We start from the raw sequence: 24,763 nt of genomic DNA on the forward strand, positions 1-24,763 counted from the left end.
TTTAAGATTAAAATTTATACTTAAGTCCTACTTGACCACTTAAGTAAGTTTCATTTTTATTATCTACTTTACCTGCTAGTATTTGTTTAGCACCAAAACCAAGATTCATACTGAGTTGATTTGTAAAATCTATATTACCCCCTACGATAATTTGTCCATAAGTTTTTTTCTTGTTGTTAGCTTCTACACTAGTAAAGAAAGCATTATTTATAGCTAAATTAGCTGTGTAATCATCACCCCTATTGATAACAAATTGTTCTATTTTTGGAGTTACAAAAATATAAGAGTTTTCATTCATATATTTTCTAAATTCAGCACCCACTTCAACACTTACAGAATTGTTTTTCATAGAATCAATATCTTTAGCAATAGCACCATTTTCTGTATGAGATGGAGTATAACTAAAATAATAATTTATCCCTGCAAAAGGTTTGATAAATAAAGTATTATCACTAAAGTCAAACACACGACCTGCATTAGCACTAAGTCCTAAGAATTTGCTTGTATAATCTGAGTTATATGCACCATCTGTTTGAATATTGTCTTGTTTAGTTGGAGAAACTTGAGCATAAGCTTTAAGATTAAGTTCCCATTGTGGAGCTACATTGATAGTAGAATACATACCTAATTGGAAGTTATCACTTTTTTGTTCTAAATTATTGTCTTTGATTTTAGCATTTGCATAAGTAAAATAAGCACCCCATAAAACATTATCATTAGCTTGTTTATCTACCCCTACGGTAGCACCATACATTGCACCACTATCTCCATCGATAATGTTAGCACCACCAAAAGCATTAGCCCAAACACTATTGGTATATTCATTTACATAGCTTGGTCTCATATCACTATCTAAAGCAGCAAATTTAAGATCATTCATTTTAGAAGCATAAGTTCCAAAAGGATTGTTTAGCATTGCTACACGAGAGCCTATAGAAACATCATTAGAAATATTCATAGTGGTATTAACTGCACTAGAAGCTGAATTTAGATTAGATACAGATTTACCTGTATTGTCTGTGTCTTTTTTGATATCTAAAGCTAGTTTTACACCTTCTCTACTTGCTAAATCTGCTCCTATACTTCCTAATTGTTCTGTGATAGAACGAAGTACTAGGATAGAAGCTTTATCATTAGCACTAAGATTTAAATTTAAGTTTTTATTTACTAAATCAATGTATTTTTCATCATCGATTTTACCGCCGTTTTTCTCAGCTTCTTGTTTGAGTTGTTCAAGTTCAGTTTTTTGTTTTTCAAGGGCTTCTTTGGCTTTTGCCCATTCTTCATCTTGATCGGAATCAAATTCATTTTTAAGCAATTTATCAATAGTATCTATATCTACTTTAAGTTGTGTGAGTTTATCTTTAGCTGCTGCAGTAGCACCTCCATTAACTACCAAGCATTTATTGGCACCGCAGTTTTGAACACTAAGTTTATAATCTACTAAGCCTTTTTCTCCATCGCCATATTTCTCTTCATCGCTAATATCTATAACAGCTCCTGTTTCTAATTCATCTTTGCCATGAAGATCAGTTGAAACATAATCATTTAAAAATTTTACAAGTAATGCACCTGCGTTGTTCTTTGCTTTTAAAATATCTTCATTGAAATCTTTAGCTTGAACCATCACTACATTATTTGCTTCTAAGTCTGTATAAGAGCGTTTGATAAGTCCAAAATTTGAATTTGTAAGATTTGCAGTTCCATTTACCTTAACAAAATTTCCATAAGTAGCAAAAAGGGTTTTATCGGCAGTAAAATTTCCATTTATAGTTAAGCTACCATTAGCACTTTGTGTTTCACCTGCTCCATTATAAAGAATTATACCCGAACCTTTTTTTTCATCCTCGGTAATGGCTTCCTTTCCTGAGCCAGTCATAGTCAAATCTCCATTAATCACCGAAGGCGCAAAAGCTTGTAAAATTATATCTGTTGTTTTAACCTCTTTAGCAGTAGCGTTTAGATTTGTTACATAAGCAGGTTCTTGATTGTTATTATGCGTAAAGCTTAAAGTATTGTTTTTACCGATATCAATGTTCAATTGATAATCAGCGCTATCATAGCCATCGCTTGGTAAATCTCCAATGCCCATTTTGATACTTAAATCTTTTCCTTTGTAATTATCAGGATTTTTGAGATTGATATCCTTACCATTTTCTTCAAAATAATTTCCTATATCTGAAGACTCTGTAAGATTGATTTCTTGTGCAAAAGCACCTGAATAAAGCAAAGTTGCTACACCTAAGCTTAGCAATATCTTGCTCGAAGCATTTTTCTTCATAAGTTTCTCCTTCAATAAATTTAAACTAAAGAAGAAATTATACCCCCCCTAAAAATAAGCTTAAAAATAAAACTATAATTTTTTAATGAAAAATTATAAAACTTAATATATCAAAGTTTTAAGGGTAATAAATCGATCTTAACTTCATATAAAAAATTCTAAAAATTTGAAATAAACTTATGATTTACTTAAAATTAGCGTGATGGTGGAAGCGAGGGGAATCGAACCCCTGTCCAAAAATAATCCCACAAAGACCTCTACATGCTTAGCAAAGATGACTACTTCACCCTACTTCGCTCATCTTCCAAAACTCAAAAGCAAGGCTAAGACTTTATTTCACCTCAACGCTTGTCAAACGCAAGGCTACACTATCAAAAATGACCGAAAATTAAGCTAGATAGTATGACTTAAATTTCAGGCTCAACTGAACTTACGCAGCTTTAGCGTAAGCAGGAGCGAATTTAACGTTGTTTGCGTTTAATTTTATTTGGGCTTTTTACGCTTTGCCCAAAGCGACATGCCATCTAAGCAGACTTACTCCTGTCGAAGCCAAGTCGCTCCCTTATTTAGAAATAATATTTGGAACATTAACAATTAAAGGATTAAAAACCGCTAAAACAGAATCATCATTTTCATATGAACGACAATATTTTTCAAACTGATCGCTCATCAAAAGCATCCAATCCGTAAATTCATCACTAGCAGGCCCGTTAAAGCGATTTGCTTGTGCCATCATCTCTTCGCAAAATACACAAAAATCAGTCACTTCTTCAAGATTTAAGCGTCTTGCTGCCCAAGCGGTATTGTGTGCTAAAGTTTCAAGCTCTTTTATGGCTTCTTTATAACGCACGCTATCACTTCCAAGCTTGATGATTAAAGGTTCAAACCTATCGCACATGGTTCTAAAAAATTGTAAAAATTTTTCTATATCGTCAATTTCATAATCTAATTCTAATTTTGTTAAAATTCCCATTTTTAAACCATAATCATTAAAGTTTAATGTAAATTCTAGCAAATTTTAGCTAAAATCTTATTTTAATTTTTCCAAAATATAAGCAAAGATATGGATAGAATAGTAGAAATAGAAAAATATTCCTTTGATGAAACTTACGAAACTTCATTGCGTCCTTCAAATTTTGATGGTTATATAGGTCAAGAAAGCATTAAAAAAAATTTAAATGTCTTTATAGCTGCAGCTAAAAAACGCAATGAATGTTTAGATCATATACTTTTTAGCGGTCCTGCAGGACTTGGAAAAACAACACTAGCTAATATCATCTCCTATGAAATGGGTGCAAATATCAAAACAACCGCCGCTCCTATGATAGAAAAAAGCGGGGATTTAGCCGCTATTTTAACTAATCTTAGCGAAGGAGATATACTTTTTATTGATGAAATTCATCGCTTAAGCCCTGCTATCGAAGAAGTGCTTTACCCTGCAATGGAGGATTACCGCCTTGATATCATTATAGGTAGTGGTCCAGCTGCTCAAACCATAAAAATTGATTTACCAAAATTTACTCTTATAGGGGCTACAACGCGTGCAGGTATGCTTAGCAATCCTTTGCGCGATCGTTTTGGTATGCAATTTAGATTAGAATTTTACAAAGATAGCGAACTTGCTCTCATCTTGCAAAAAGCAGCTTTAAAACTTAATAAAACTTGCGAAGAAAAAGCCGCACTTGAGATCGCTAAAAGAAGTCGTTCAACCCCTAGAATAGCTCTAAGGCTTTTAAAAAGGGTAAGAGATTTTGCTGATGTTAATGATGAAGAGATTATCACAGAAAAAAGAGCTAATGAAGCCTTAAATTCTTTAGGAGTGAATGAGCTTGGTTTTGATGCGATGGATTTAAGATATCTTGAACTTTTAACTGCTGCTAAACAAAAACCTATCGGACTTGCAAGCATTGCTGCGGCTTTAAGCGAAGATGAAAATACCATAGAAGATGTAATCGAACCTTATTTACTAGCTAATGGCTATATAGAACGCACTGCAAAAGGGCGTATAGCTAGTACAAAAAGCTATAGTGCTTTAAAATTAAACTATGAAAAAACTTTATTTGAGGAGTAAATTTTGCAAAATGGAAAATTCTTTCTTATAAGCTTTATTTTAGTTATTTTATTTCTTTTGCTTTATCTTTTTAAAGGTTTTTTACTTGTGATTATCATAGCTAGTTTAATGGCAGTAGCTACCTCAAACATCAATGCGAAATTTTTAAATCTTACTAAAGGACATAAATTTTTAGCTTCCATTCTTACAACAGCTTGCATGGTTTTGCTTTTCTTTGCACCTTTTGTTTATGCCATGATAGAACTTGCCAAAGCTTTAAAGAATTTTGATATCAATTTAGTCACACAAACACTTGATTATGTCAAAAACTATCAATTTACCTTGCCTGAAAGCTTTAATTTTTTAGAACCTAAAATCAAAGAATTTTTAGCTTCTATAGATTTAAATAGCATTTCCAAACAAATTCTAAGTTATGCTTCAAGTTTTACAAAATCAGGAGCTAAATTTCTTATAGATATGGTTTTAATTTGTGTGTTTTACTTCTTTGCAAATTTATATGGAACAGAACTTGTTATCTATCTTAAATCCATCATTCCTATTGATAAAAAAGAACTCGATGATGTTTTAAGTGAAGTGGGTAATGTTATGGCTGTTGTGCTTTACTCTATGGTGATTGTAGCGATATTTCAAGGTGCACTTTTTGGTTTAATCACAATGTTTTATGGTTATGATGGAATTTTAATGGGAGTAATTTTTGCTGTAAGTTCTCTCATACCTGCTATAGGAGGAGCTTTAATTTATGTGCCTGTAAGTCTTTATGAATTTGCCTCAAACAATCTTAACTCAGCTCTTGTTATTTTTATTTATTCTGTAATTGTAATTTCTTTTATAGCAGATACTTTAATCAAACCTTTAATCATCAAATGGATCAACAAAAAACTTGTAAAAACCCCAACCAAAATCAACGAACTTTTAATTTTCTTGGCTATGATAGCAGGAATTTCTACCTTTGGTTTTTGGGGTATTATACTAGGTCCTGCAATTTTAACCTTTTTTGTATCAACTTTAAGAATGTATGTGATTTTAAAAGATAAGAATTTAATTTAACTTGCCTTAAAAAGGCAAGTTTTATGTTTTAAGCTTTTGGGCCTATCATTTTAGTAGGATCAACAAATTTATTGAAATCTTCTTCGCTAACCAAACCAAGCTCCATTGCACTTTCTTTTAAAGAAATACCTTTTTTATGGGCATTTTTGGCTACTTTAGCAGCATTTTCATAACCTATGTGTGGATTTAGAGCGGTAACTAGCATTAAAGAATTATGAAGATTATGATCGATTTTTGCACGATTTGGTTCTATACCTACAGCACAATGGATATTGAATGAATGCATAGAATCAGCCAACAAATCAAGACTTTGCAAGAAATTATAAATAATCACAGGCTTAAACACATTAAGTTCAAAATTTCCTTGACTTGCTGCAAATCCAATAGCTGCATCATTTCCCATCACTTGTACAGCAACCATAGTAACAGCTTCACACTGAGTAGGATTTACCTTACCTGGCATAATCGAACTTCCTGGCTCATTTTCAGGGATGATAAGCTCACCAAGACCGCATCTTGGACCTGAAGCTAGCCATCTAATATCATTTGCAATTTTCATTAAATTTGCAGCCAAACCTTTCATAGCTCCATGAGTGAAATTGATCGCATCATGACTCGTTAAAGCATGAAATTTATTTGGACTTGAAACAAATTTCGTACCTATAAGTTGAGTTAACTCTTCACTTACTTTTTGGCTTAATTCTGGATGTGCATTAAGCCCTGTTCCTACTGCGGTTCCTCCTATGGCAAGTTCTCTTAAAGTTGGTAAAGAAGCGATGATTTGCTCTTTTGAATGCAAAAGCATAGAAAGATATCCACTAAATTCTTGTGCTAGAGTAAGTGGGGTAGCATCTTGCAAATGCGTGCGTCCTATCTTGATAATACCATCAAATTCTTTTACTTTTTTTTCAAAAGTTGCAATAAGCTCATCAAGCGCAGGGATAAGCTTTTTCTCTACTTGCTCAACTGCAACGATACTCATAGCTGTTGGAAAAGTATCATTTGAACTTTGACTCATATTAACATGATCATTTGGATGTACAAGCTTTTCTTTGCGAAAATCCCCGCCCATGATTTCAGTGGCACGATTTGCAATAACTTCATTCATATTCATATTGCTTTGCGTACCTGAACCTGTTTGCCAAATCGCAAGTGGAAAATTATCATCAAATTTACCTGCGATAATCTCATCACAAGCTTGAACTATAGCATTTTTTTTAGCATCATCAAGTTTGCCAAGTTTGTTATTGACTAAAGCTAAAGATTTTTTAAGATTTGCAAAAGCATAGATTAAAACCTTTGGCATTTTCTCACAACCGATTTTGAAATTTTCAAAACTTCTTTCAGTTTGCGCTCCCCAATATTTGTCATTTGGGACCTTAACTTCACCCATGGTATCATGTTCAACTCTGTATTCCATAATTTTTTCCTTTGATTAAAATTTTATTTATTATAAGCTAAAAAAATAAATACTTTCAAAAACGTTTTCCTATTGAACTCATTAAATGCAATTCATAGGCATTATGAGAAAATCTATTCATTAACATAAACTGCCAAAATACATTGTTTTTATATAAAAATTCTGAATTAAAACCTTGACTTAAAATATTATCTTTTAATTTATATTTTTGAATAAAAGCAATAGGAAAATCAACAAAACTAGCCTTATTTTCTAAAGTTCTTCCATAAATTCTTTTTTCAAAAATTACAAAAGTAGAAAAAGAAGCTTGATAATCATCTTGCTCTATATTTTTAGCAAGATTAAAACCTAAATTTGCATTTATGCTATGATGTTTTAAACTTTCGTAATTTTTAGCAAAAGGACTTTTATTTTCTTTAAAATCTTCTTGATAAAAAAAACTATGTGTAAAATACATTAAAGGATTAAAAATAAAATCTTGACCTAAAATAATATCTTTAGTTACACCAAGCTGGGCTGAAGTTTGCAATGTTTTATACTTGCCTTCAATTGGCTGCTCTACTACAAAACGATTAAGAGTATTAAATCCTACACCTATACCTAATCCACTTAATATTTTTATAAAATCTAAATCATGGTTATAATTAAACAATAAGTCCATATTATAACTCTTCAAATCACTACCATTATTAAAATTAAATCTAGCGCTAGAAAGAGATAAAGCATAAGCTAAAAAGCCTGATGAGAAATTTTCTCCTAAAGAGATATTAGCACCTGTTTTTTGACCTGAAAAATCTTTATCTTTATAGTATTTATAGCTTGGAGTAAGGTGCCAAAAATATTCTTCATTACTAAAAATTCTAGGTAAATAAGCACTAGCAAGTAACATATTATTGTTTTGTGCAAAATTATTAATATTAAGAGGATGAAGAGTAAACAATATGTTATTTTGTATCAAATTAGATTGATTATGATTACTAAAAGTGCTTAAATACTCTGAACCTTCTATTCTATTTAATTTAGTCTTTACATCTATTCCATTATCTAAAGAAGCAAAAAATTCCTGATAAGTCCGACTCAAGTCTGCTCTAGATCGCAATTGTCTTAAAGCATTTCCCAAGCTTGTATTAGGAATTTCATAAGCATTGGGTTTTAAATTAGGTTTTATTAAGATTTTATTAATACTCACTAAATCATCACTTAAAACAAAATCAAAATTTAAAGCATAAGTATTTTGCACCAAAACATGATTAAAAGATGATAAACTTTTTTCCAAATCTCCTAAATTAATTTTCACTGGCTTATTTAAGATATAGTATTTAGGTAAAGGAATATATTCTAAATTCCCGCTCTTAATATCATAAGTTTTTGCAATCAGTTTAGAATTTTTATAATTACCAAAATCAAGTTGTAATTTAGAGTCAACTCCTTCTTGAGTATAAGTTCCTTGCACGGTTAAATCACTCAAATCTTCATTTCCAGGTCTAACTATGCCTTTATTGTTTAAATTTTGCCCTACAATACCATTACCGCTTAGCATTGCTTCTTGTTCTACATAAGCATTATTTTTAACTTTTCCTTTGAGCTTTAATTCTCCTTGTTTGATTAAAGTTGCACCCTCATAAGTATTTTGACCACTGATAATCAAAATACCTTCACCTTCTTTAGATAATCCTATGTTAAGATTAGCTAAATGTGTAGGTTTATTAATAGCGCTTGATAAATGAGTACTTTCATCCCATTTTCTTTGACTAATATCATTAGAAAATTCAGCATCATAACCTGCAGTATTTATAGTATAATAAGCTGTATTAGGTTCTTGATCATATTTTAATACATCCTGGTCACTGAGTCTGTTTGCATCTAAAATACTCAGTCCTTTTAACGCCTTTTGTGCATCTAAAATTCCTTGTCCAAATAATTCTTCTTTTTCAACCCTAACTACTCCATTAATAGAACTAATAGTGGAAGTATTAAGTTTTTGCGACTGCGCACTATCTCTATTATCCCAAATATAATCACTATAATCAATCCATTGTCCATTAATTTGAACTTGCATTCCATTGTAAAGCTGTTTTAAATCCCGTTTTATTTCATCTTCTATCTTAGGTGGATCTTGCGAAATATACACAATAAGAAATTTAGGTTGATTTGTTCCATCGGTTACTTGTTTAACAGTAAATTTTGGAGCCTTATAATTTTTATTTGCTGTACTTAACAGTATATCAGCAATTTGCTTACCATCCAAAAAGGGGAAATTTTGCTTGACCAGTGCCGCTGTTCCACTCACCATAGGTGCTGCCATAGAAGTTCCACTTTTTTTTGTAAAGTTATCATTAGTGCTTGAATCAACATTATTAATATTTACTCCAGCAGCAACTAAAGAAAAATTCGTAGCTCCCTTAAAACCATTACTAAAATCGGCCAAACCTTGACTTTTAATTGTTAAAGTCCCATCTGATTCTAAAGTAATCTCATTTGCATCCAAAGCTCCAACAGCCAACCAAGCTCTTAAAGATTCATCATAACTTGGTAAAATCGCATGCAAAGCAGGGCTAAGAATTCCTTCATTACCAGCAGCAAATACATTTAATACTCCCTTATCCTTGCTAAGCCTCATCATATCATTAGCAACTTTATCTGCTTTCATAACATACTCCAAAGGAGTATTACAGATATTATAGCTTTTCCCTTGATTAGTTAGAGTACAATCTACTAATCCAGAATTTGAAGCCCTAAGATTAAAATAAGGATAAAATTTAATACCCCAGCTATTATTAATAATACTCACATTTTTGAAAAAATTATAAATATTAGGATTTTGAGTGTAAGAGCCATTTGGAAACACCCCAGCTCCATAAAATTTTGCCCCATAAGCCACTCCATAAGGTTTACTATCGTCTATCTTTGCTCCAACAGCTATACCTGCTACATGACTTCCGTGTGTTGATTTTTGCAAATCAGGTATAAGCTGTTTCCCAGCTGTATCAGTAGGATAAGTAGACTTTAAAATCTTATCCTTTAAACTAATATGATCTTGATTAAAAGCATCATCGGCTACACCTATTATAATAGTATCTCCACTATACCCTAGCTTATGTACTTTATCAATATGATGAAGTTCAAATTCACTTAAAGCAAAAAGTTTACAAACGAAAGTTAAACAAAAAAATTTTTTCATTTCTATTCTACCGTTACGCTTTTAGCCAAATTTCTTGGCATATCCACATCATTACCAAGTCTTATAGAAATTTCCATTGCTAAAAGTTGAGTAATTATCATCATTTCAAAAAATTCACACATATAGTGATCTTGCTCATTGGTTTTTATAAAATCATCACTCAAATTAAATTCTAAAGGCGAAATGCTAAGCACTGTAGAATCCCTAGCTATAAGCTCTTCAACATTTGATTTTGTTTTTTCATAAAGCATATGCTTTGGCATTAAAGCTATAGTATAAAGTTTAGAATCAGCCAGAGCAATAGGGCCATGTTTCATCTCTCCTGCAGGATAACCCTCAGCGTGAAGATAAGATAATTCTTTAAGTTTTAAAGCTCCTTCTAAGGCCAAAGGATAAAACACATCTCTACCTATAAAGAAAAAGCCATGTCCATCTAAATAACGCTTGGATAAACGATGAATTTTTTCATGTAAAGCCTGTTTTACACTCACACAATTTGGAGTATGTAAAAGCGCTTTAATTTCAGCAGAAACATTTAAATTTCTTTTTTGCGCCATAAAAATAGCAAGCATCCAAAGTGTTAAAACCTGAGTGGCAAAAGCTTTAGTTGAAGCAACTCCTTTTTCTATGCCCGCACGAGTTAAAAGACTTAGGTGTGCTAAACGCACTATATTAGAATTATCCACATTACAAATTGCAAAAGTCTTAGCGCCCTGCTCTTTTGCAATCTTTAAAGCCTCTAAAGTGTCTGCTGTTTCTCCACTTTGAGAAATAACGATAAATAAAGAATCTTTTTTTATAATTGCTTCACGGTAGCGAAATTCACTTGCAATTTCTACTTTAGCTTTAACTTTAGCAATTCTTTCAAATAAATAAGCACTTGCCATTGCAGCATGATAGCTTGTTCCACAAGCACAAAGCGTGATTTCATCTACTTGACTTAAATCTTCATTGTTTAGCTCATCAAAAACGACTTCATCGCCTTGAATACGTCCCATTAAAACTTCACTCATCACGCGACTTTGTTCATAAATTTCTTTTTCCATAAAAAAGCGAAAGCCGTCTTTTTTTGCATAAGCCTTATCGCCTGAAAGCTTAGAAAAACAAAGTGATTTTAAAACATCATTTTCATAAACAACAAGCTCATCTTTACTCGCGTATCCCAAGCTTAAATCTTCAAGATACATTACCTCATCACAACTTCCTATCAAAGGTGCATCACCTGAAGAAAAATACCATTCTTTATTTGCATTTTTACCGATAATCAAAGGAGCAGCATTTTTTGCAAAATACACATGATGGGGATCTTTTTTTGTTACTAACAAAGTAGCAAAAGCACCGCGAAGTTCTTTGATGGTTTTTTGCCAAGCTTCAAAAACTCCCAAATTTCTTGCGTAAAATTCAAAAAGCTGGACAATAACTTCAGTATCGGTTTGACTTAAAAAACTCACGCCTTCTTTTTCAAGTTTATCTTTGATTTCTTTATAATTTTCTATAATACCATTGTGAATCACACAAGAATACTGTCCTAAATGAGGATGTGCATTGATTTCAGTAGGCTTACCATGAGTTGCCCATCTTGTATGACCTATAGCAAAACCATAACCTTGACTTTCAAAATCCGTGCATTTATTCGCCAAATTTTCAAGTTTTCCTACAGCTTTAAAAAAACTAAGCTCTCCTTCTTGCATCACTGCCATACCCGCACTATCATAGCCACGATATTCTAATTCTTTAAGTCCATTTAGTATAATTTGTTTTTTTTCATTATTTCCTATATAGCCTACGATTCCACACATTTTTTTACTCACTTATTAATAAATTAACTAACTTTTGCTCGCTATGTTCTAATTTTTCATTCTTTTGAAAAATAAAAATATTACGCGTCCTTTGTCTTATGGTTTGAATTTTTGCTGCACATAAAACAAGTTCAAGTTCATTAAAAACATTCATCAAATACGCCATTAAACCCTGCTGATCTTTAGTATTAAGACCTAATTTGGCATACATTTTAGAATAATTTAAGTCTAATTTTAACTCATCTTTTTTAATGATTGGCTTTTTAATTTTTTTCAAATTAAAACCAGAAAGATTTGAATTTAAAAGCTCGCAAAGTTTTAGTTTTTGCTCATCACTGATAATATTATCATATTCAAATCTTAAATAAATTTTATCATCAAAAAGTTCAAAAAAATTCATGAAAATAAGATTTAAATTTGTTAAAGAACTTAAAATAATAGCAATATTAAAATGAAGTGGTGCAACAATTTGCAAACTAAGATTTGTTTCATTGCTAAACCAAAATTTAAAATCATTTTCTTTGGCTAATTTAGAAATCATAACAATATCTTCAAAAGTATTTTTTATAATAAAAAGATTTGATTTGATATGTATGATTTTATCTTGCAAAATTTCATCTTGCTCTAAAAAAATCTTACTTCTTTTAAGTGTTAATTCTTTTTTTACTCTTCTTGCGCTTTCTTCAAGTAGATTTTCATCTTCAAAACCTTGTTTTGCATTTTCTAAAAGTTTATCAAGAACTCTAAAATAAAAAGCATTGTAATTTAAAGCCTTAGCCTTTAGCCAAGTTAAAGTGTATAAAAGCTCTAAATTTTCTAAATTTTCTAATTTAGAAACCAAACTACTTACAACAATAGGATTATATATATCTTCTTTTTCTACAAGATCTTTTAAGGCATTATTGTTTTTAAATATTTTAAGACCCCATTCTAAAATTTCATTCTTTAAATCAAATTTGGAGCAATACGCTCTATATATGCCTGCTAAAGAAATTTCATTTTCACTTTCTATAGCGCTTAAAAGTATCACAAGCTTTAAAATCATTTTTTCATCGGTTTTAAGTTTTTGGAGTATCTCAAGCTCATCTTCGTATTTTTCAAATTCACTTAACATAAGAAAAACTTGCTCATCAAAACTATAATTTCCTTCTTCATCACTTAAAAAACGAACTGTCCAAAAAGGCTTGCATAAATCTTTTAAAATTCCACTATCAAGCAAAAGTTTTAAAACACAAAAACTATGCCTTTTATAAAAAATTTTCTCAAAAAGTATTAAAGCTTTTTCTATATCTTTTTTACCGTATTTCAATCTTCTTAGGGCAAAAACCAAGTTAAGATCGAAAATAACCTCTTTATCTTCAAGTTTTAATAAGTATTCTAAAACTTCTATAAGAGTTTTAAATTTATACTCTTGTTTAGGGGTATGATTTAATCCATCTTGAATTTGCTTTGCTAGAAAGTGTGTATAAAAACCTATAGTATGCATACTTTGCAAAGCCTTTTGAACCAACAACTCATTTGCTCCAAAATGTTTTTTAGCTTTTTTATACATTAATTCACTCAAATCATGAACATTAATAAGTAAAAACTCATCCTCATCTTTAGCACTTAATAAATTCATCGCTGATTTTAAAGAAAGTAAAAAATCTCCAGCTAAACGCAACTCGCTTAAATTTTTTTCATCTATAAAATTTAAAGCATAATTTTTTGGAGAAGTCTTAAAAAGAACAAGCAAACTCTCTAAGAATCTTAAATGATTTAATCCGCCAAAATCTTTTAAGATATTAAATTCTTGCTTTATAAATGGAATATCAAATTCTTTAAAATTTTCTAGCAAAAGCTTGGCAAAATCATTTTTATTTTCTTCTAAAATACTCTCAAATTTCGTCTTAATCCCTTTAAATAAAATCCTAGAACCACATATGAAACGAGTTTGTATTATAGAAGTCTTAAGCTCATTGCTAGCATTATAAAGTCCATTAAATTCTAAGATAACAGAGTCAATTTGCAAATGTGTATCATTTAAAATTTCAATAAAAGCCTTAATCATAGGTTTTAAATGAAAAGCCTTAATATCTTTATAAACAAAAATCAAAGAAATACTTTCATTAAAACAAAGACTATTGTTTGCATATGCTTTGCTTGCTAAAACACAAAAAGGGATATTATCACTTGGAGGTGAAAAATCATCAAAATAATCTTTAAGAACTATATCATAAGCTTTTTTTATGAAATTATCCATATTTTTAGAATGATATAAACTAAACGCCCCTTGCTTAAGAAAAAATTTTCTACAACTTTGGGTATAGGAACTAAGATTTTTTTTAAAAATTTCTAATTCTTTATTTAACAAAATTTCCACTCTCTTTTAAATTTTAATATTTTAATAATAATCTTAACAAAAATATCTTTTATTTTGGCTTTTTCTATAAACTCTTTTTCAGTAAGCAAAAATTATAATGCTTTATTTAAAAACAGCAAAAGAGTAAAATTAAAATGAAAAATTTAATTACCAAACTAGAAAATGAAGAAAGATTAAACCAAGAAGAAGCCAATGCACTTTGGGATCTAGATCTTTTTACCCTAGGCAAATACGCCCATAAAAAACGCACCAAACTTCATGGAAAAAAAGTTTATTTTAATATCAATCGCCATATCAATCCAACTAATATCTGTGCAGATACCTGTAAATTTTGCGCCTTTTCAGCACACCGAAAAAATCCTAATCCTTATTTGATGACTCATGAAGAAATCATGAAAATCGTCGATGAAACTGTAAAACGAGAAACTAAAGAAGTACATATCGTTTCAGCTCATAACAAAGATACAACTTGGCAATGGTATTTAGAAATTTTTAAAATGATAAAAGAAAAATATCCTAATCTTCATGTAAAAGCTATGACTGCTGCTGAGATTGATTTTTTACATCGTCGTTTTAAAATGAGCTATGAAGAAGTGATAGAAAAAATGCTTGAATACGGCGTTGATTCCATGCCAGGCGGTGGAGCTGAAATTTTTGATGAAGAAGTGCGTAAGAAAATTTGTCATGGAAAAGTTAGCAGTGAAAATTGGCTTAAAATTCATAAACTTTGGCATGAAAAAGGCAAACAAAGTAATGCTACCATGCTTTTTGGACATATAGAAGAAAGACATCACAGGATCGATCATATGTTAAGACTGCGTGATCTTCAAGATCAAACCGGTGGATTTAATGCTTTTATCCCTCTAGTTTGGCAAAGGGATAATAGCTTTATACAAACTGATAAAATCATGGATAGTGAAGAAATTTTAAAAACCATTGCCATTGCTCGTTTAGTGCTTGATAATATTAAAAATATCAAAGCTTACTGGGCAACAATGACTTTAAATTTAGCCATGGTAGCACAAGAATTTGGGGCTAATGATTTAGATGGCACTATAGAAAAAGAAAGCATACAAAGCGCAGGTGGTGCAAAATCTGCCAAAGGCACAAATTTAAAAACTTTTATCGATATGATAAAAACTTCAAATCTTATTCCTGTAGAACGCGATAGTTTATATAACGAGCTAAAAACCTACTAAGGAGAAAAAATGGACTTTTTTAAACTCAAAGAAAACAATACGAGTTTTAAAACTGAAGTTATAGCAGGGCTTACTACTTTTTTGGCTATGGTTTATATTATCCCTGTAAATTCTAGCATAGTAGGAAATACAGGAATGCCTATAGAAGCTTTAATCACCGCAACAGCTTTAATCACCATAGTTGCAAGTGCTTTTAATGCTTTTTTTGCCAATACTCCTGTAGCTATGAGTGTGGGAATGGGTTTAAATGCTTATTTTACCTTTGCAGTTTGTTTAGGTCAAAACATAGCTTGGCAAAGTGCCTTAGGAGCTGTTTTTATTTCAAGTATTATTTTTCTCATACTTTCTTTTACGCATTTTCGCCTTTGGGTAATCCGCAATATCCCAAAAGATTTACGTCTTGCAATTTGTGCGGGCATAGGTTGTTTTATTGCATTTTTAGGCTTAAGTCAAATGGGTGTGATAATGCATAATAAAGATACTTTAGTCAGTATAGGAAATTTCAAAAGCCCTCATGTGCTTTTTGGAATTTTTACCCTAGCTTTAATCATCTTTTTTTGGGCTATAAAGCTTCGCGGAGCTTTTATTTTGGGGGTATTAGTAAGCTCTATTATCGCTTGGATTTTTCATTTAGATAATGCAAGTTTTCCTGTGCAAATCTTTTCTTTGCCAAATTTTAGCATGGAAAATGGTTTAGGAGCCATCTTTTTACAACTTGATATCAAAAGCGCCTTAAATATTACTATGATACCTATAATTCTTACTTTTTTCATCACTCAACTTTTTGATAGTATAGGAACTATCACAGGTGTGGGTGAAAGAGGAAAGATTTTTGATGATCCCAAAAATGGAGAAAAAAAACTAAGCAAAACCTTAATGGCAGATGCAACAGGATCAGCCTTAGGAGCTATGACAGGCACTTCCACAGTTACTGCTTTTGTAGAAAGCACTACAGGGGTTGAAAGCGGAGGAAGAACGGGGCTTACAGCTTTAGTTGTAGCTATTTGTTTTGCTTTTACACTTTTTTTACTGCCACTTTTTAAAGCCATTCCTGCAAACGCAATATACCCCGTACTTGTAATGGTTGGAATTTTAATGTTTATGGAAGTTAAAAATATAGATTTTAAAGATAGTGCTATAGCTGTAGCAAGCTTTTTTACTATTATCATGATGCCTTTTACTTACTCCATTACCACAGGTTTTGCTTTTGGTTTTCTTTCTTATTTGCTTGTAAGAATTTTTAAACGCGAATGGAATAAAATCAATCTTGGCATTATAGTTTTAAGTTTATTATCTTTGGGTAATTTTTTACTTATGGCACTACAATAAATTAAGGATATATAATGATATTTTACTCCTATGAAGAATTTAAAGAAGATGTAAAAATTCTTGCTAAAGAAATTAAAAAAGATTTTAACCCTGATGCACTTTTAGCTATAGCAAGAGGAGGAATGAGTTTAGGACACTCTTTAGCAGTAGCTTTAAAAACACGTCAGCTTTTTGCTTTAAACTCAATTCATTACGATGATACAAAAAAACTTGATACTATTGAAATTTTTAATATTCCTGATTTAAGCAAGCACAAAAAAATTCTACTCATTGATGATATAGTAGATAGCGGAGAAAGTTTAGTAGAAATAAAAAAAGTTTTGCTTGAAAAATTTCCTCATATAGAACTTAAAATTGCAACCATTTTTTACAAAAAAACTGCTCTTTTGGAGCCTGATTTTAAAGCAAAAGAAGCTACTGAATGGGTGGATTTTTACTGGGATATAAATCTTGATTAAAAATTTGCTATAATTTTACTTTTAAAATTTTTAGGAGTTTTTGCTTGAGAATAAAATTTATATCTTTTATTTTAATTTTTTTTACTATTTTTGCTTTTGCTAAAGAACAAAATTTAGATGATTTTGAACAAGAATACCAAAACTATCAAGTAAACGATCCGCTTTCAGGATATAACAAAGCTATGACAAGCTTTAATGTGGCTTTGTATGATTATGGTTTGCGTCCCGTTCTTAAGGGCTATAACGCCATCACCCCTGAATTTATAAGATTAGGAGTAAGAAATTTCTTTGATAATTTACTTGCTCCTTTGCGTTTTATAAGCAATGTTTTGCAGTTTAAATTTGAAGAAGCAGGAGAAGAATTTAAAAGATTTACTGCCAATACCATTATGGGCTTTGGTGGACTTATGGATGTGGCATCAAAAATGGGTCTTAAAAAACATCCCGCGGACTTAGGAACCGTTTTGGCTCACTGGGGCGTAGGAAGCGGTTTTCATATTGTCTTACCTATACTTGGCCCTAGTAATCTTAGAGACACTCTTGCTTTACCTGCAACTTGGTATGCAAGTTTTACCGCTTACATTGATCCTACTTGGGCAAGTATAGCTATAAGCGCTTATGGATTTGGCAATGAACTTAGTTTTAGACTTGATGAAATTGATGAAATTTATCACAACACGCCTAATTTATATCCATTCTTGCGGGATGCTTACGAGCAAAGACGCAATGAACTTAGCAAATAAAGGAAAATAATGAAAAAAATATTTCTAATCTTGGCTTTATTTTTTAATGCTTTTGCCTTGCAGCTAGATGAAATTTCTAGTACTATGCAAAAAAACATTGATACAAGCTTAAAACTTTTACAAGATAGCAAAGAAGATAAAAAACAAGCTGCTGATGGAATTTTTAAACTTTTTGATAATATAATAGATTATAAACTCATGGCAAAACTCAGTCTTTCGAAAAATTATTCTAAATTAAATCCAAAAGAACAAGAAAAATTTACCACAGCCTTTGAAGCAAGTCTTAAAAAAAGTTTTACCGATAAACTCAGTCTTTATAAAGATCAAGTTTTAAAGGTCAAAAATGGTGAGTTAAAAAATGAAAAACGCTATTTTTTAACCACTTCTATGGTAGTAGATGGGGAAGAAAAAAATATCATTTTCAAATTTTACAATGATAATAACAACTGGCTTATTTATGATGTAGATGTTTTAGGTGTGAGTATAGTACAAACTTATAGATCGCAATTTGGAGATATTTTAGCCAACCAAGGCTTTGATGCCCTACTTCAAAAACTTGAAAGTATTGTCATAGAATAATGTTTGCAAAGCTTTTAAAGTTTTTTATTTCTCGTCCAAAAAGTACTTTTTTTGGAACCTTATTTATATGCCTGTTTTTAAGCTTTTTTGCTTTTAAGCTTAGCGTAGATGCAAGTGCTGAAAGTTTGCTTTTAGAAGATGATGCAGATTTAAAAACTTTTAGAGAAATTTCAAAACATTATAAAAGTGATAATTTTTTACTTTTAGCCTTTAAACCCTATGATGAAAAACCTTTTTCAAATGAAAATTTAGCCAAATTAAAAAAACTTCATGAAGAATTAGAAAAAGCCCCTTTAGTAGAACGCGTTTTTAGTATCATCAATGCCCCTTTGCTTCAAAGTTCGCAAAATACGGATTTAAAAGAACTTTTAAAAAATATCCCAAATATAGAAAGCCAAGATATAAACCGCACAAAAGCTCAAAATGAAATTTTAAATAGTCCCTTTTACAAAAATAATATCATCTCAAAAGATGGAAAAGTAACAGGGCTTATTATTTACTTAAAGCCTGATGCAGTTTATAATAACCTTATAGAAAAACGCGATCTTGCTACCGATGAAAAAGAAAAAGATCAAATTCGTCTTGCCATAAAAGAACATCAAGACAAGCAAAAAGTTATCACGAAACAAAGTCTAGATACTATTAAAAGCATAGTTCGAAATTATGAAAAAAACAAAGATACGCTCTACCTTGGTGGCGTAAGCATGATCGCTGATGATATGATAGCTTATATAAAATCTGATCTTGTGCTTTATGGTGTTTCTCTTGTATTTTTACTGGGATTTGCACTTTATTATTTTTTCCGTTCATGGCGCTTTGTTTTTTTACCTCTTTTTATTTGTTTTATAAGCTTAAGTGCAGCTAGTGGAGTTTTTGCACTTTTAAATTTTCAAATCACGGTTATTTCATCAAATTACGTTGCTTTGGTTTTAATTATCACCTTAAGTGTAGTTGTTCATTTGATCACGCATTTTATCGAAAGTACCCAAAATCATCCCAAAGCTAAAGTTGAGCGCATAGTGCTTGAAACCTTACTAGCCAAAGCAAATCCTAGCCTTTATGCCATTGTTACAACGATGATAGGATTTTTTTCTTTAATCCTATCAAATATCGAACCTATCATAAAACTTGGCATTATGATGAGTATAGGTATAGGTTTAGCTCTTATCTTTAGTTATTTATTTTTAGCAAGTATCTTGGTTCTTTTAAAACCAAAAAATTATCATAAAAAAGAGTTTAAATTTAATCTTTTAGCCTTTTGTGCTAAAACCGCTCTTGATCCTAAAAAGCGTCGCATGATTTATGGAATTTCAGTTCTTGCTATAATCTTAGCTTTAATAGGCATTTCAAAACTCAGAGTTGAAAATTCTTTTGTCAATTATTTCAAAGATGGTAGTGAAATCAAAAAAGGACTTTTGGTTATTGATAAAAATCTAGGTGGAACCTTGCCTTTAGAAGTAATCATTCGTTTTCCAAATAATAAAAACGATCAAAATACAAGCGATGCACTTGATAGTTTTGAAAGCGAATTTGAAAATTTAGCCACACAAGAAACTTATTGGTTTGACTCCAAAAAAACACGCATTGCAAAAAAAGTTCATGAATTTTTAGAAAACAAAGAATTTGTAGGTTCAGTTTTAAGTCTTAATAGTCTTTTAACCCTAGGGAAAAATATCAACGATGGAAAAGATTTAGATGATTTTGCTCTTGCGTTTTTAAATGAGAATTTACCTGCTAAATTTAAACAAGACTTGCTCTCACCTTTTGTAAGTATAGAAAATAATGAATTAAGATTTAGCATGCGTATTGTTGATTCTGATCCGAATTTAAGACGTAATGAGTTTTTAATAGATCTTAAAAAACAGCTCAACGAACTTGTAAAAAACGATGGAGTAGAAGTGCAAATCACAGGCATAATGGTGCTTTATAATAATATGCTCCAAAGTCTTTTTTCATCACAATTTGATACTCTTATATTTGTAATTTTAGCTATTTTCATACTTTTTATCATTGTTTTTAGGGATTTAAAATTTTCAGTTGCAGCTATATTAGTAAATGTTATTCCTTTAAGTGTGGTTTTTGCTCTTATGGGACTTTTAGGTATTCCTTTGGATATGATGAGTATTACTATAGCTGCTATTGCTATAGGTATAGGCGTTGATGATGCTATACATTATATTTATCGTTTTAGAGAAGAAATTAAAAACAAAAGCCTAGAAGAAGCCATTATGACTTCTCACCTTAGTATAGGTTCGGCACTTTATTATACCACCATTAGCATAGTTTTAGGTTTTAGCGTGATGATGAGTAGCAATTTCATTCCAACAATTTATTTTGGAATTTTAACCGTTTTTGTAATGATTTTGCTTTTAAGTGGAAGTTTGTTCTTATTACCAAGCTTTTTAATTACTATTTATTCTAAGAAAACCAAGTTTCCAAACCAACATAAAGAGCATATATTAAAACAATAATAGCTATATATTTTAAAAAATTTTTCATTTCTTATCCTTTATTTAAAATCTTTAAAATGATTTTTGCAAGCTCTAAAGCTTTAAAACGATGAGAGATGTTATTCTTCTCATCCACGCTAAGCTGGGCTAAGGTTTTATCAAAACCTTTTGGAATAAAAAGGCTATCATAACCAAAACCATTTTCACCTTTTTCTGTATCAATCACTTTGCCATGCATTGTTCCATGCGTGCTAAATTCCCCCATCAAACCTACTATAGCAATAGCAGCAACATAATGCGCCTTACTTTGTTTAAAACCTTTTTTTATCATTTCATTTACAAGCTTATCACGGTTGCTTTTATCATTACCTTGACCACTGAATCGAGCAGAATAAATTCCTGGATTTCCTCCTAAAACATCTACGCAAATGCCGCTATCATCACTTAAAGCGATAAAATCTTTTTTTTGCTTTTCATCCAAAGCATTAAAAACCGCTCTTGCTTTAATCAAAGCATTTTCTTTAAAAGTTTTTCCATTTTCTTCAATCTCAAAAGGCGTTAAAACTTCATCAAAAGCATAAATTTCAAAATCTTTCAAAATTTCTTTAAGTTCTAAAACCTTATGCTTATTGCTCGTAGCTAGGATAATCTTCATAACAAAAGCTCCAAAATAATATCAAAAAACAAAAATATGATTTTATAAAATTTATCCTTGTGCGTAGCTTTTAAATATTAAATGATAAAACGATGTTAATCAATGCTTAATCCATTTCATAGTAAAATTATCCTAATTTAAATTTCAAATTTAATAGGAAATTGATAATGCTAAATAATGTTTTACCCTTATCTTTCATAGTTGGAACAAGATTTTTTGGGCTTTTTATAGTTTTGCCAGTTTTAAGTCTTTATGCTTTAAAACTTGAAGGCGCTAATGAATTTTTAGTGGGACTTTTAGTTGGTGTTTATGCCTTAACCCAAATGATTTTACAAATGCCTTTTGGGATTTTAAGTGATAAAATTGGTCGTAAAAAAACCATGCTCATTGGACTGATTATTTTTATAATAGGCTCTTTAATCTGCTCTTTTGCGGAAAATATTTACACCATGCTTTTAGGAAGAATGCTCCAAGGTGCAGGAGCTATTGGAGCTGTGGCTACGGCAATGATAAGTGATTTTATCACAGAAGAAAATCGTGGTAAAGCCATGGCGGTAATGGGTTCTTTTATAGGACTTAGTTTTGCAGCTTCTATGGTGATCTCTCCTTTAATGAGTGCAAAATGGGGTTTGTCTAGCCTTTTTGATCTTAGTGCGGCTTTGTCTCTTTTATGTATAATTTTACTTTATACCGTTGTACCTAAAGAAAATAAAATCACTCATGAAAATGAAAAAACTCCTTTTTTTCATCTTATTAAACAAAAAAATTTAGCCCTTATGAATCTTACTAATTTCATGCAAAAAATGCTTATGAGTATAGCATTTTTAAGTATTCCTATTATCCTAGTAAAACATTTAGGCTTTGCTTCTGATAAACTTTGGATTGTTTATAGCGCTTCTATGATAGCAGGTTTTATCGCTATGGGCTTTGCTGGAAGTTTAGGCGAAAAAAGAGGTTTAGCTAAACAAATTTTACTCTTAGGAATTGTTTTTTTCATACTTTCTTATCTTTTTTTTACTTTTAGTAATTCTATAGATTTTTTTATCATAGCAGTTGTGATTTTTTTTATAGGTTTTAATTTACACGAACCTATTATGCAAAGTTGTGCATCAAAATTTTGTAAAGTTCATGAAAAAGGTGCAGCATTAGGGTTGTTTAATGCTTTTGGATATGGTGGAAGTTTTATAGGTGGTATTATCGGAGGGATATTTTTACATCTAGATGCCTTAAATCTTTTGGCTATTATTTTAGTAATTTTAGCTCTAATTTGGCTTGTGGCATTATTTTTCTTAAAAAATCCAGCTGATTTTAAAAACCTTTATCTACCTTTAGAAACGCCTTTAAATTTCAGTACTTTTGGTGAAAATTTAGGGGTTGTAGATATTTACAAAAACTCTAAAAATCTTGTTGTTAAATTTGATAGCAAACTTACAAATAAAGAAGAATTAGAAGGCAAAATTAAGATCTAAATCTAATTTTGCCCCGCAAAACCCATTGCTTTTATCATCACTTTTGCCTTGCAATCTGCACAGCAATAAAGTGTTTTGATTTTATTCTCATCATTACCAAATTTAGGCTTCATTAAATTGGCTATTTTTTCTACAGCTTTTTTGGTGGCAAATTCTTTACCACATTCTATACAGGCAAAAAGCTCATCTTTTGCCATGGTTTGATATTCAAAATAAGAAGCTCTAAGCTCCATTCCACTACGAAATAATTTTAAAGTATCTTTTTCGGCACAACTTAACTCACAATACCCACAAGTCGTGCAAAGAGAGGCATTAAATTTCAAAGCATTTTCTTGTTTATCAGCGATTAAAGCTCCTACATTACAGGCACCCACACAAGAAAGACAAAGCGTACAGGTGTTAGGATTGATTTCTACCTTACCATAACGCAACCATTCACCACTTTCTATACTGCCAAAATCTTCATTTTTTATCATTTCTTGCATTCTTTTGGCAAAATTTTCTCTTGTAGTTAAGGTGTTATTATGAAAATCATATTTTAAATCTTGTATGAATTCTTGCTCTTTTAAAACATTTTGCAATTCTTTTTCATCTTTAGCAACAAAAATAGCTTTTTTTTGAAATTTTCTCTCAAAAAAAGTATTTAAAAGCACAATAGCCTCATTACTACCACGAGATACAAAATCCGTATAAAAAACTAAATTTGCTCCACTATTTTGCAAAAGCGCTAAAAAATGCATAGAAGAAAGCCATTTTTCACCCTCTATCATAAAGGGTAAAACATCTTTTGGTAAAGCAAGATTTAAATTTTCTAAAGACATTTTTTTGGGAATAATTAAAATTTTTTTATCTTTATAAAACTCACAAAGGGTAAAAAAACTTTCTCTTGGCATAGGAGCATAATCAAGCGATCCGCTAGGACACACACTAATACATCCTCCACAACCCAAACAATCCACTTGAGAAAATTCCAAATGCTTTTTTTCATCATCTTTTAAAATCGCCACAGTAGGACAAATTTCAGCACATTTTGCACAATGCTCACTGCGTCTTTCGTGGTATTGACACACGCTAGCATTATAGCTAATATAAGTTTTATAATGATATTTTGGACTTTTGCTTTGTAAAAACTCAAGCAATACTTCAAGATTTTCAAAATTTAAAAGATTATAACATCCACTTTGTCTTGTAAAATCTTTACGCACAACGCTTAAATCCTCAGCTTTAAAAAGTAAAAAATCAAAATCTATTTCCACTTCTTCGCCTTGATTTTTAACCACAGCACAAAGCTCCCCTACACTTCCAAAAACAGCTAAAATTTCTGCACTACTTAAAGCAATAACCTTAAATCCATGTTCTTTTAAAAACTCTACGGTTTGAGTATCGCTATCTACTAAAATCAAACGATTTTGCACTTCTTTGCTTTGTTCTAAATCAAGCCCTAAATCATAAACACTAGCTCTTGCTTCATAAAGCGTTAAAACATTTTTACTTTGCTCTAAAATTTCATCTTGAGAATTTTTAAGATAAAAATTAATCTCAGGGGCATAAATTTGTGCTTTTTGATTTTTATCATTGCAAACTAATGCTTCTTTATCATTTGCCTGATCTAAAATTTCAATAGCATCGGGCAAAGGGATTAAAACATCATTTTTTATATAAACAAAATCTTGCATTGTCTTCCTTAATCTCTTTAAAACATCATTTTATAAATTCTATG

General features: G+C 30.8%; 17 protein-coding genes and 1 other RNA gene. 9 read left to right on the forward strand and 9 right to left on the reverse strand.

Translation table 11 applies throughout. The features are described from left to right. Positions 1-7: 7 nt before the first annotated feature. The 3 genes from AJ887_RS05315 to AJ887_RS05325 all read right to left on the reverse strand — a co-directional run bounded on the left by AJ887_RS05315 (position 8) and on the right by AJ887_RS05325 (position 3,254). Positions 8-2,281, reverse strand: coding sequence for an autotransporter outer membrane beta-barrel domain-containing protein (locus AJ887_RS05315; protein WP_070284923.1), 2,274 nt, complete (start codon positions 2,279-2,281; stop codon positions 8-10). A 203-nt stretch (positions 2,282-2,484) separates the two neighbouring features. Continuing rightward, positions 2,485-2,843, reverse strand: a transfer-messenger RNA (tmRNA) gene (gene ssrA / locus AJ887_RS05320). Continuing rightward, positions 2,844-3,254 carry a hypothetical protein gene (locus tag AJ887_RS05325; protein WP_002783915.1) on the reverse strand — a complete coding sequence of 137 codons (411 nt, stop codon included), beginning with the start codon at positions 3,252-3,254 and terminating at the stop codon, positions 2,844-2,846. A gap of 90 nt (positions 3,255-3,344) precedes the next feature. Here AJ887_RS05325 and ruvB point away from each other — a divergent pair, with 90 nt between their 5' ends. Both ruvB and AJ887_RS05335 read left to right on the forward strand, forming a co-directional pair. Continuing rightward, a complete protein-coding gene (gene ruvB / locus AJ887_RS05330; RefSeq protein WP_002862037.1) occupies positions 3,345-4,352 on the forward strand; it encodes a Holliday junction branch migration DNA helicase RuvB in 1,008 nt (335 codons plus the stop codon). Between the two features lie 3 nt (positions 4,353-4,355). After that, positions 4,356-5,399, forward strand: a complete 1,044-nt coding sequence (locus AJ887_RS05335; RefSeq protein ID WP_002853922.1) for an AI-2E family transporter — start codon at positions 4,356-4,358, stop codon at positions 5,397-5,399. Between the two features lie 28 nt (positions 5,400-5,427). Here the strand turns inward: AJ887_RS05335 and fumC are convergent, their stop codons facing one another. From fumC to AJ887_RS05355, 4 genes are read right to left on the reverse strand one after another with little or no spacing between them, the layout of a single operon-like run. Further along, the gene (gene fumC / locus AJ887_RS05340; RefSeq protein ID WP_002854099.1) at positions 5,428-6,819 is read right to left on the reverse strand and encodes a class II fumarate hydratase; all 1,392 of its coding nucleotides are present in this window, start codon (positions 6,817-6,819) and stop codon (positions 5,428-5,430) included. A 55-nt stretch (positions 6,820-6,874) separates the two neighbouring features. Beyond that, complete coding sequence (locus tag AJ887_RS05345) at positions 6,875-10,000, reverse strand: S8 family serine peptidase (protein ID WP_070284925.1); 3,126 nt, start codon at positions 9,998-10,000, stop codon at positions 6,875-6,877. Between the two features lie 2 nt (positions 10,001-10,002). Then, complete coding sequence (glmS, locus tag AJ887_RS05350) at positions 10,003-11,799, reverse strand: glutamine--fructose-6-phosphate transaminase (isomerizing) (RefSeq protein WP_070284927.1); 1,797 nt, start codon at positions 11,797-11,799, stop codon at positions 10,003-10,005. A gap of 4 nt (positions 11,800-11,803) precedes the next feature. Next, the gene (locus AJ887_RS05355) at positions 11,804-14,152 is read right to left on the reverse strand and encodes a nucleotidyltransferase (protein WP_044778859.1); all 2,349 of its coding nucleotides are present in this window, start codon (positions 14,150-14,152) and stop codon (positions 11,804-11,806) included. A gap of 143 nt (positions 14,153-14,295) precedes the next feature. Between AJ887_RS05355 and mqnE the strand changes: the two genes are divergently transcribed. The 6 genes from mqnE to AJ887_RS05385 are packed head-to-tail and all read left to right on the forward strand — an operon-like array spanning position 14,296 to position 20,940. Continuing rightward, complete coding sequence (mqnE, locus tag AJ887_RS05360; protein WP_070284929.1) at positions 14,296-15,360, forward strand: aminofutalosine synthase MqnE; 1,065 nt, start codon at positions 14,296-14,298, stop codon at positions 15,358-15,360. A gap of 9 nt (positions 15,361-15,369) precedes the next feature. Beyond that, on the forward strand, positions 15,370-16,689 hold the full coding sequence (locus AJ887_RS05365) for an NCS2 family permease (protein WP_070284931.1): 1,320 nt from the start codon (positions 15,370-15,372) through the stop codon (positions 16,687-16,689). A 14-nt stretch (positions 16,690-16,703) separates the two neighbouring features. Beyond that, positions 16,704-17,147: a phosphoribosyltransferase gene (locus AJ887_RS05370; protein ID WP_002862044.1), complete on the forward strand. Its 444-nt coding sequence runs from the start codon at positions 16,704-16,706 to the stop codon at positions 17,145-17,147. Between the two features lie 44 nt (positions 17,148-17,191). Further along, a complete protein-coding gene (locus AJ887_RS05375; RefSeq protein ID WP_070284932.1) occupies positions 17,192-17,890 on the forward strand; it encodes a VacJ family lipoprotein in 699 nt (232 codons plus the stop codon). 9 nt (positions 17,891-17,899) lie between these two features. Further along, the gene (locus tag AJ887_RS05380; protein ID WP_070284933.1) at positions 17,900-18,469 is read left to right on the forward strand and encodes an ABC transporter substrate-binding protein; all 570 of its coding nucleotides are present in this window, start codon (positions 17,900-17,902) and stop codon (positions 18,467-18,469) included. Beyond that, the gene (locus AJ887_RS05385; protein ID WP_070284934.1) at positions 18,469-20,940 is read left to right on the forward strand and encodes an efflux RND transporter permease subunit; all 2,472 of its coding nucleotides are present in this window, start codon (positions 18,469-18,471) and stop codon (positions 20,938-20,940) included. The genes AJ887_RS05380 and AJ887_RS05385 overlap by 1 nt, the downstream gene beginning before the upstream one ends. A 31-nt stretch (positions 20,941-20,971) precedes the next feature. Here AJ887_RS05385 and rdgB read toward each other — a convergent pair whose 3' ends face one another. Then, entirely contained in the window at positions 20,972-21,574 is a 603-nt protein-coding gene (rdgB, locus tag AJ887_RS05390) for an RdgB/HAM1 family non-canonical purine NTP pyrophosphatase (RefSeq protein ID WP_052950133.1), read from the reverse strand. 167 nt (positions 21,575-21,741) lie between these two features. Between rdgB and AJ887_RS05395 the strand changes: the two genes are divergently transcribed. Next, positions 21,742-23,043, forward strand: a complete 1,302-nt coding sequence (locus AJ887_RS05395; RefSeq protein ID WP_070284936.1) for an MFS transporter — start codon at positions 21,742-21,744, stop codon at positions 23,041-23,043. A 2-nt stretch (positions 23,044-23,045) separates the two neighbouring features. Here AJ887_RS05395 and AJ887_RS05400 read toward each other — a convergent pair whose 3' ends face one another. Next, complete coding sequence (locus tag AJ887_RS05400) at positions 23,046-24,719, reverse strand: 4Fe-4S dicluster domain-containing protein (RefSeq protein ID WP_070239542.1); 1,674 nt, start codon at positions 24,717-24,719, stop codon at positions 23,046-23,048. Positions 24,720-24,763 lie beyond the last annotated feature (44 nt).

The organism is Campylobacter sp. BCW_6466, assembly GCF_001762835.1.
Lineage (GTDB): Bacteria > Campylobacterota > Campylobacteria > Campylobacterales > Campylobacteraceae > Campylobacter_D > Campylobacter_D jejuni.

Coding starts and splice junctions, on each gene's coding strand:
- AJ887_RS05315 (WP_070284923.1), bottom strand. CDS start 2,281: ATGAAGAAAAATGCTTCGAGCAAGATATTGCTAAGCTTAGGTGTAGCA.
- AJ887_RS05325 (WP_002783915.1), bottom strand. CDS start 3,254: ATGGGAATTTTAACAAAATTAGAATTAGATTATGAAATTGACGATATA.
- ruvB (WP_002862037.1), top strand. CDS start 3,345: ATGGATAGAATAGTAGAAATAGAAAAATATTCCTTTGATGAAACTTAC.
- fumC (WP_002854099.1), bottom strand. CDS start 6,819: ATGGAATACAGAGTTGAACATGATACCATGGGTGAAGTTAAGGTCCCA.
- AJ887_RS05345 (WP_070284925.1), bottom strand. CDS start 10,000: ATGAAAAAATTTTTTTGTTTAACTTTCGTTTGTAAACTTTTTGCTTTA.
- glmS (WP_070284927.1), bottom strand. CDS start 11,799: ATGTGTGGAATCGTAGGCTATATAGGAAATAATGAAAAAAAACAAATT.
- mqnE (WP_070284929.1), top strand. CDS start 14,296: ATGAAAAATTTAATTACCAAACTAGAAAATGAAGAAAGATTAAACCAA.
- AJ887_RS05365 (WP_070284931.1), top strand. CDS start 15,370: ATGGACTTTTTTAAACTCAAAGAAAACAATACGAGTTTTAAAACTGAA.
- AJ887_RS05370 (WP_002862044.1), top strand. CDS start 16,704: ATGATATTTTACTCCTATGAAGAATTTAAAGAAGATGTAAAAATTCTT.
- AJ887_RS05380 (WP_070284933.1), top strand. CDS start 17,900: ATGAAAAAAATATTTCTAATCTTGGCTTTATTTTTTAATGCTTTTGCC.
- AJ887_RS05385 (WP_070284934.1), top strand. CDS start 18,469: ATGTTTGCAAAGCTTTTAAAGTTTTTTATTTCTCGTCCAAAAAGTACT.
- rdgB (WP_052950133.1), bottom strand. CDS start 21,574: ATGAAGATTATCCTAGCTACGAGCAATAAGCATAAGGTTTTAGAACTT.
- AJ887_RS05395 (WP_070284936.1), top strand. CDS start 21,742: ATGCTAAATAATGTTTTACCCTTATCTTTCATAGTTGGAACAAGATTT.
- AJ887_RS05400 (WP_070239542.1), bottom strand. CDS start 24,719: ATGCAAGATTTTGTTTATATAAAAAATGATGTTTTAATCCCTTTGCCC.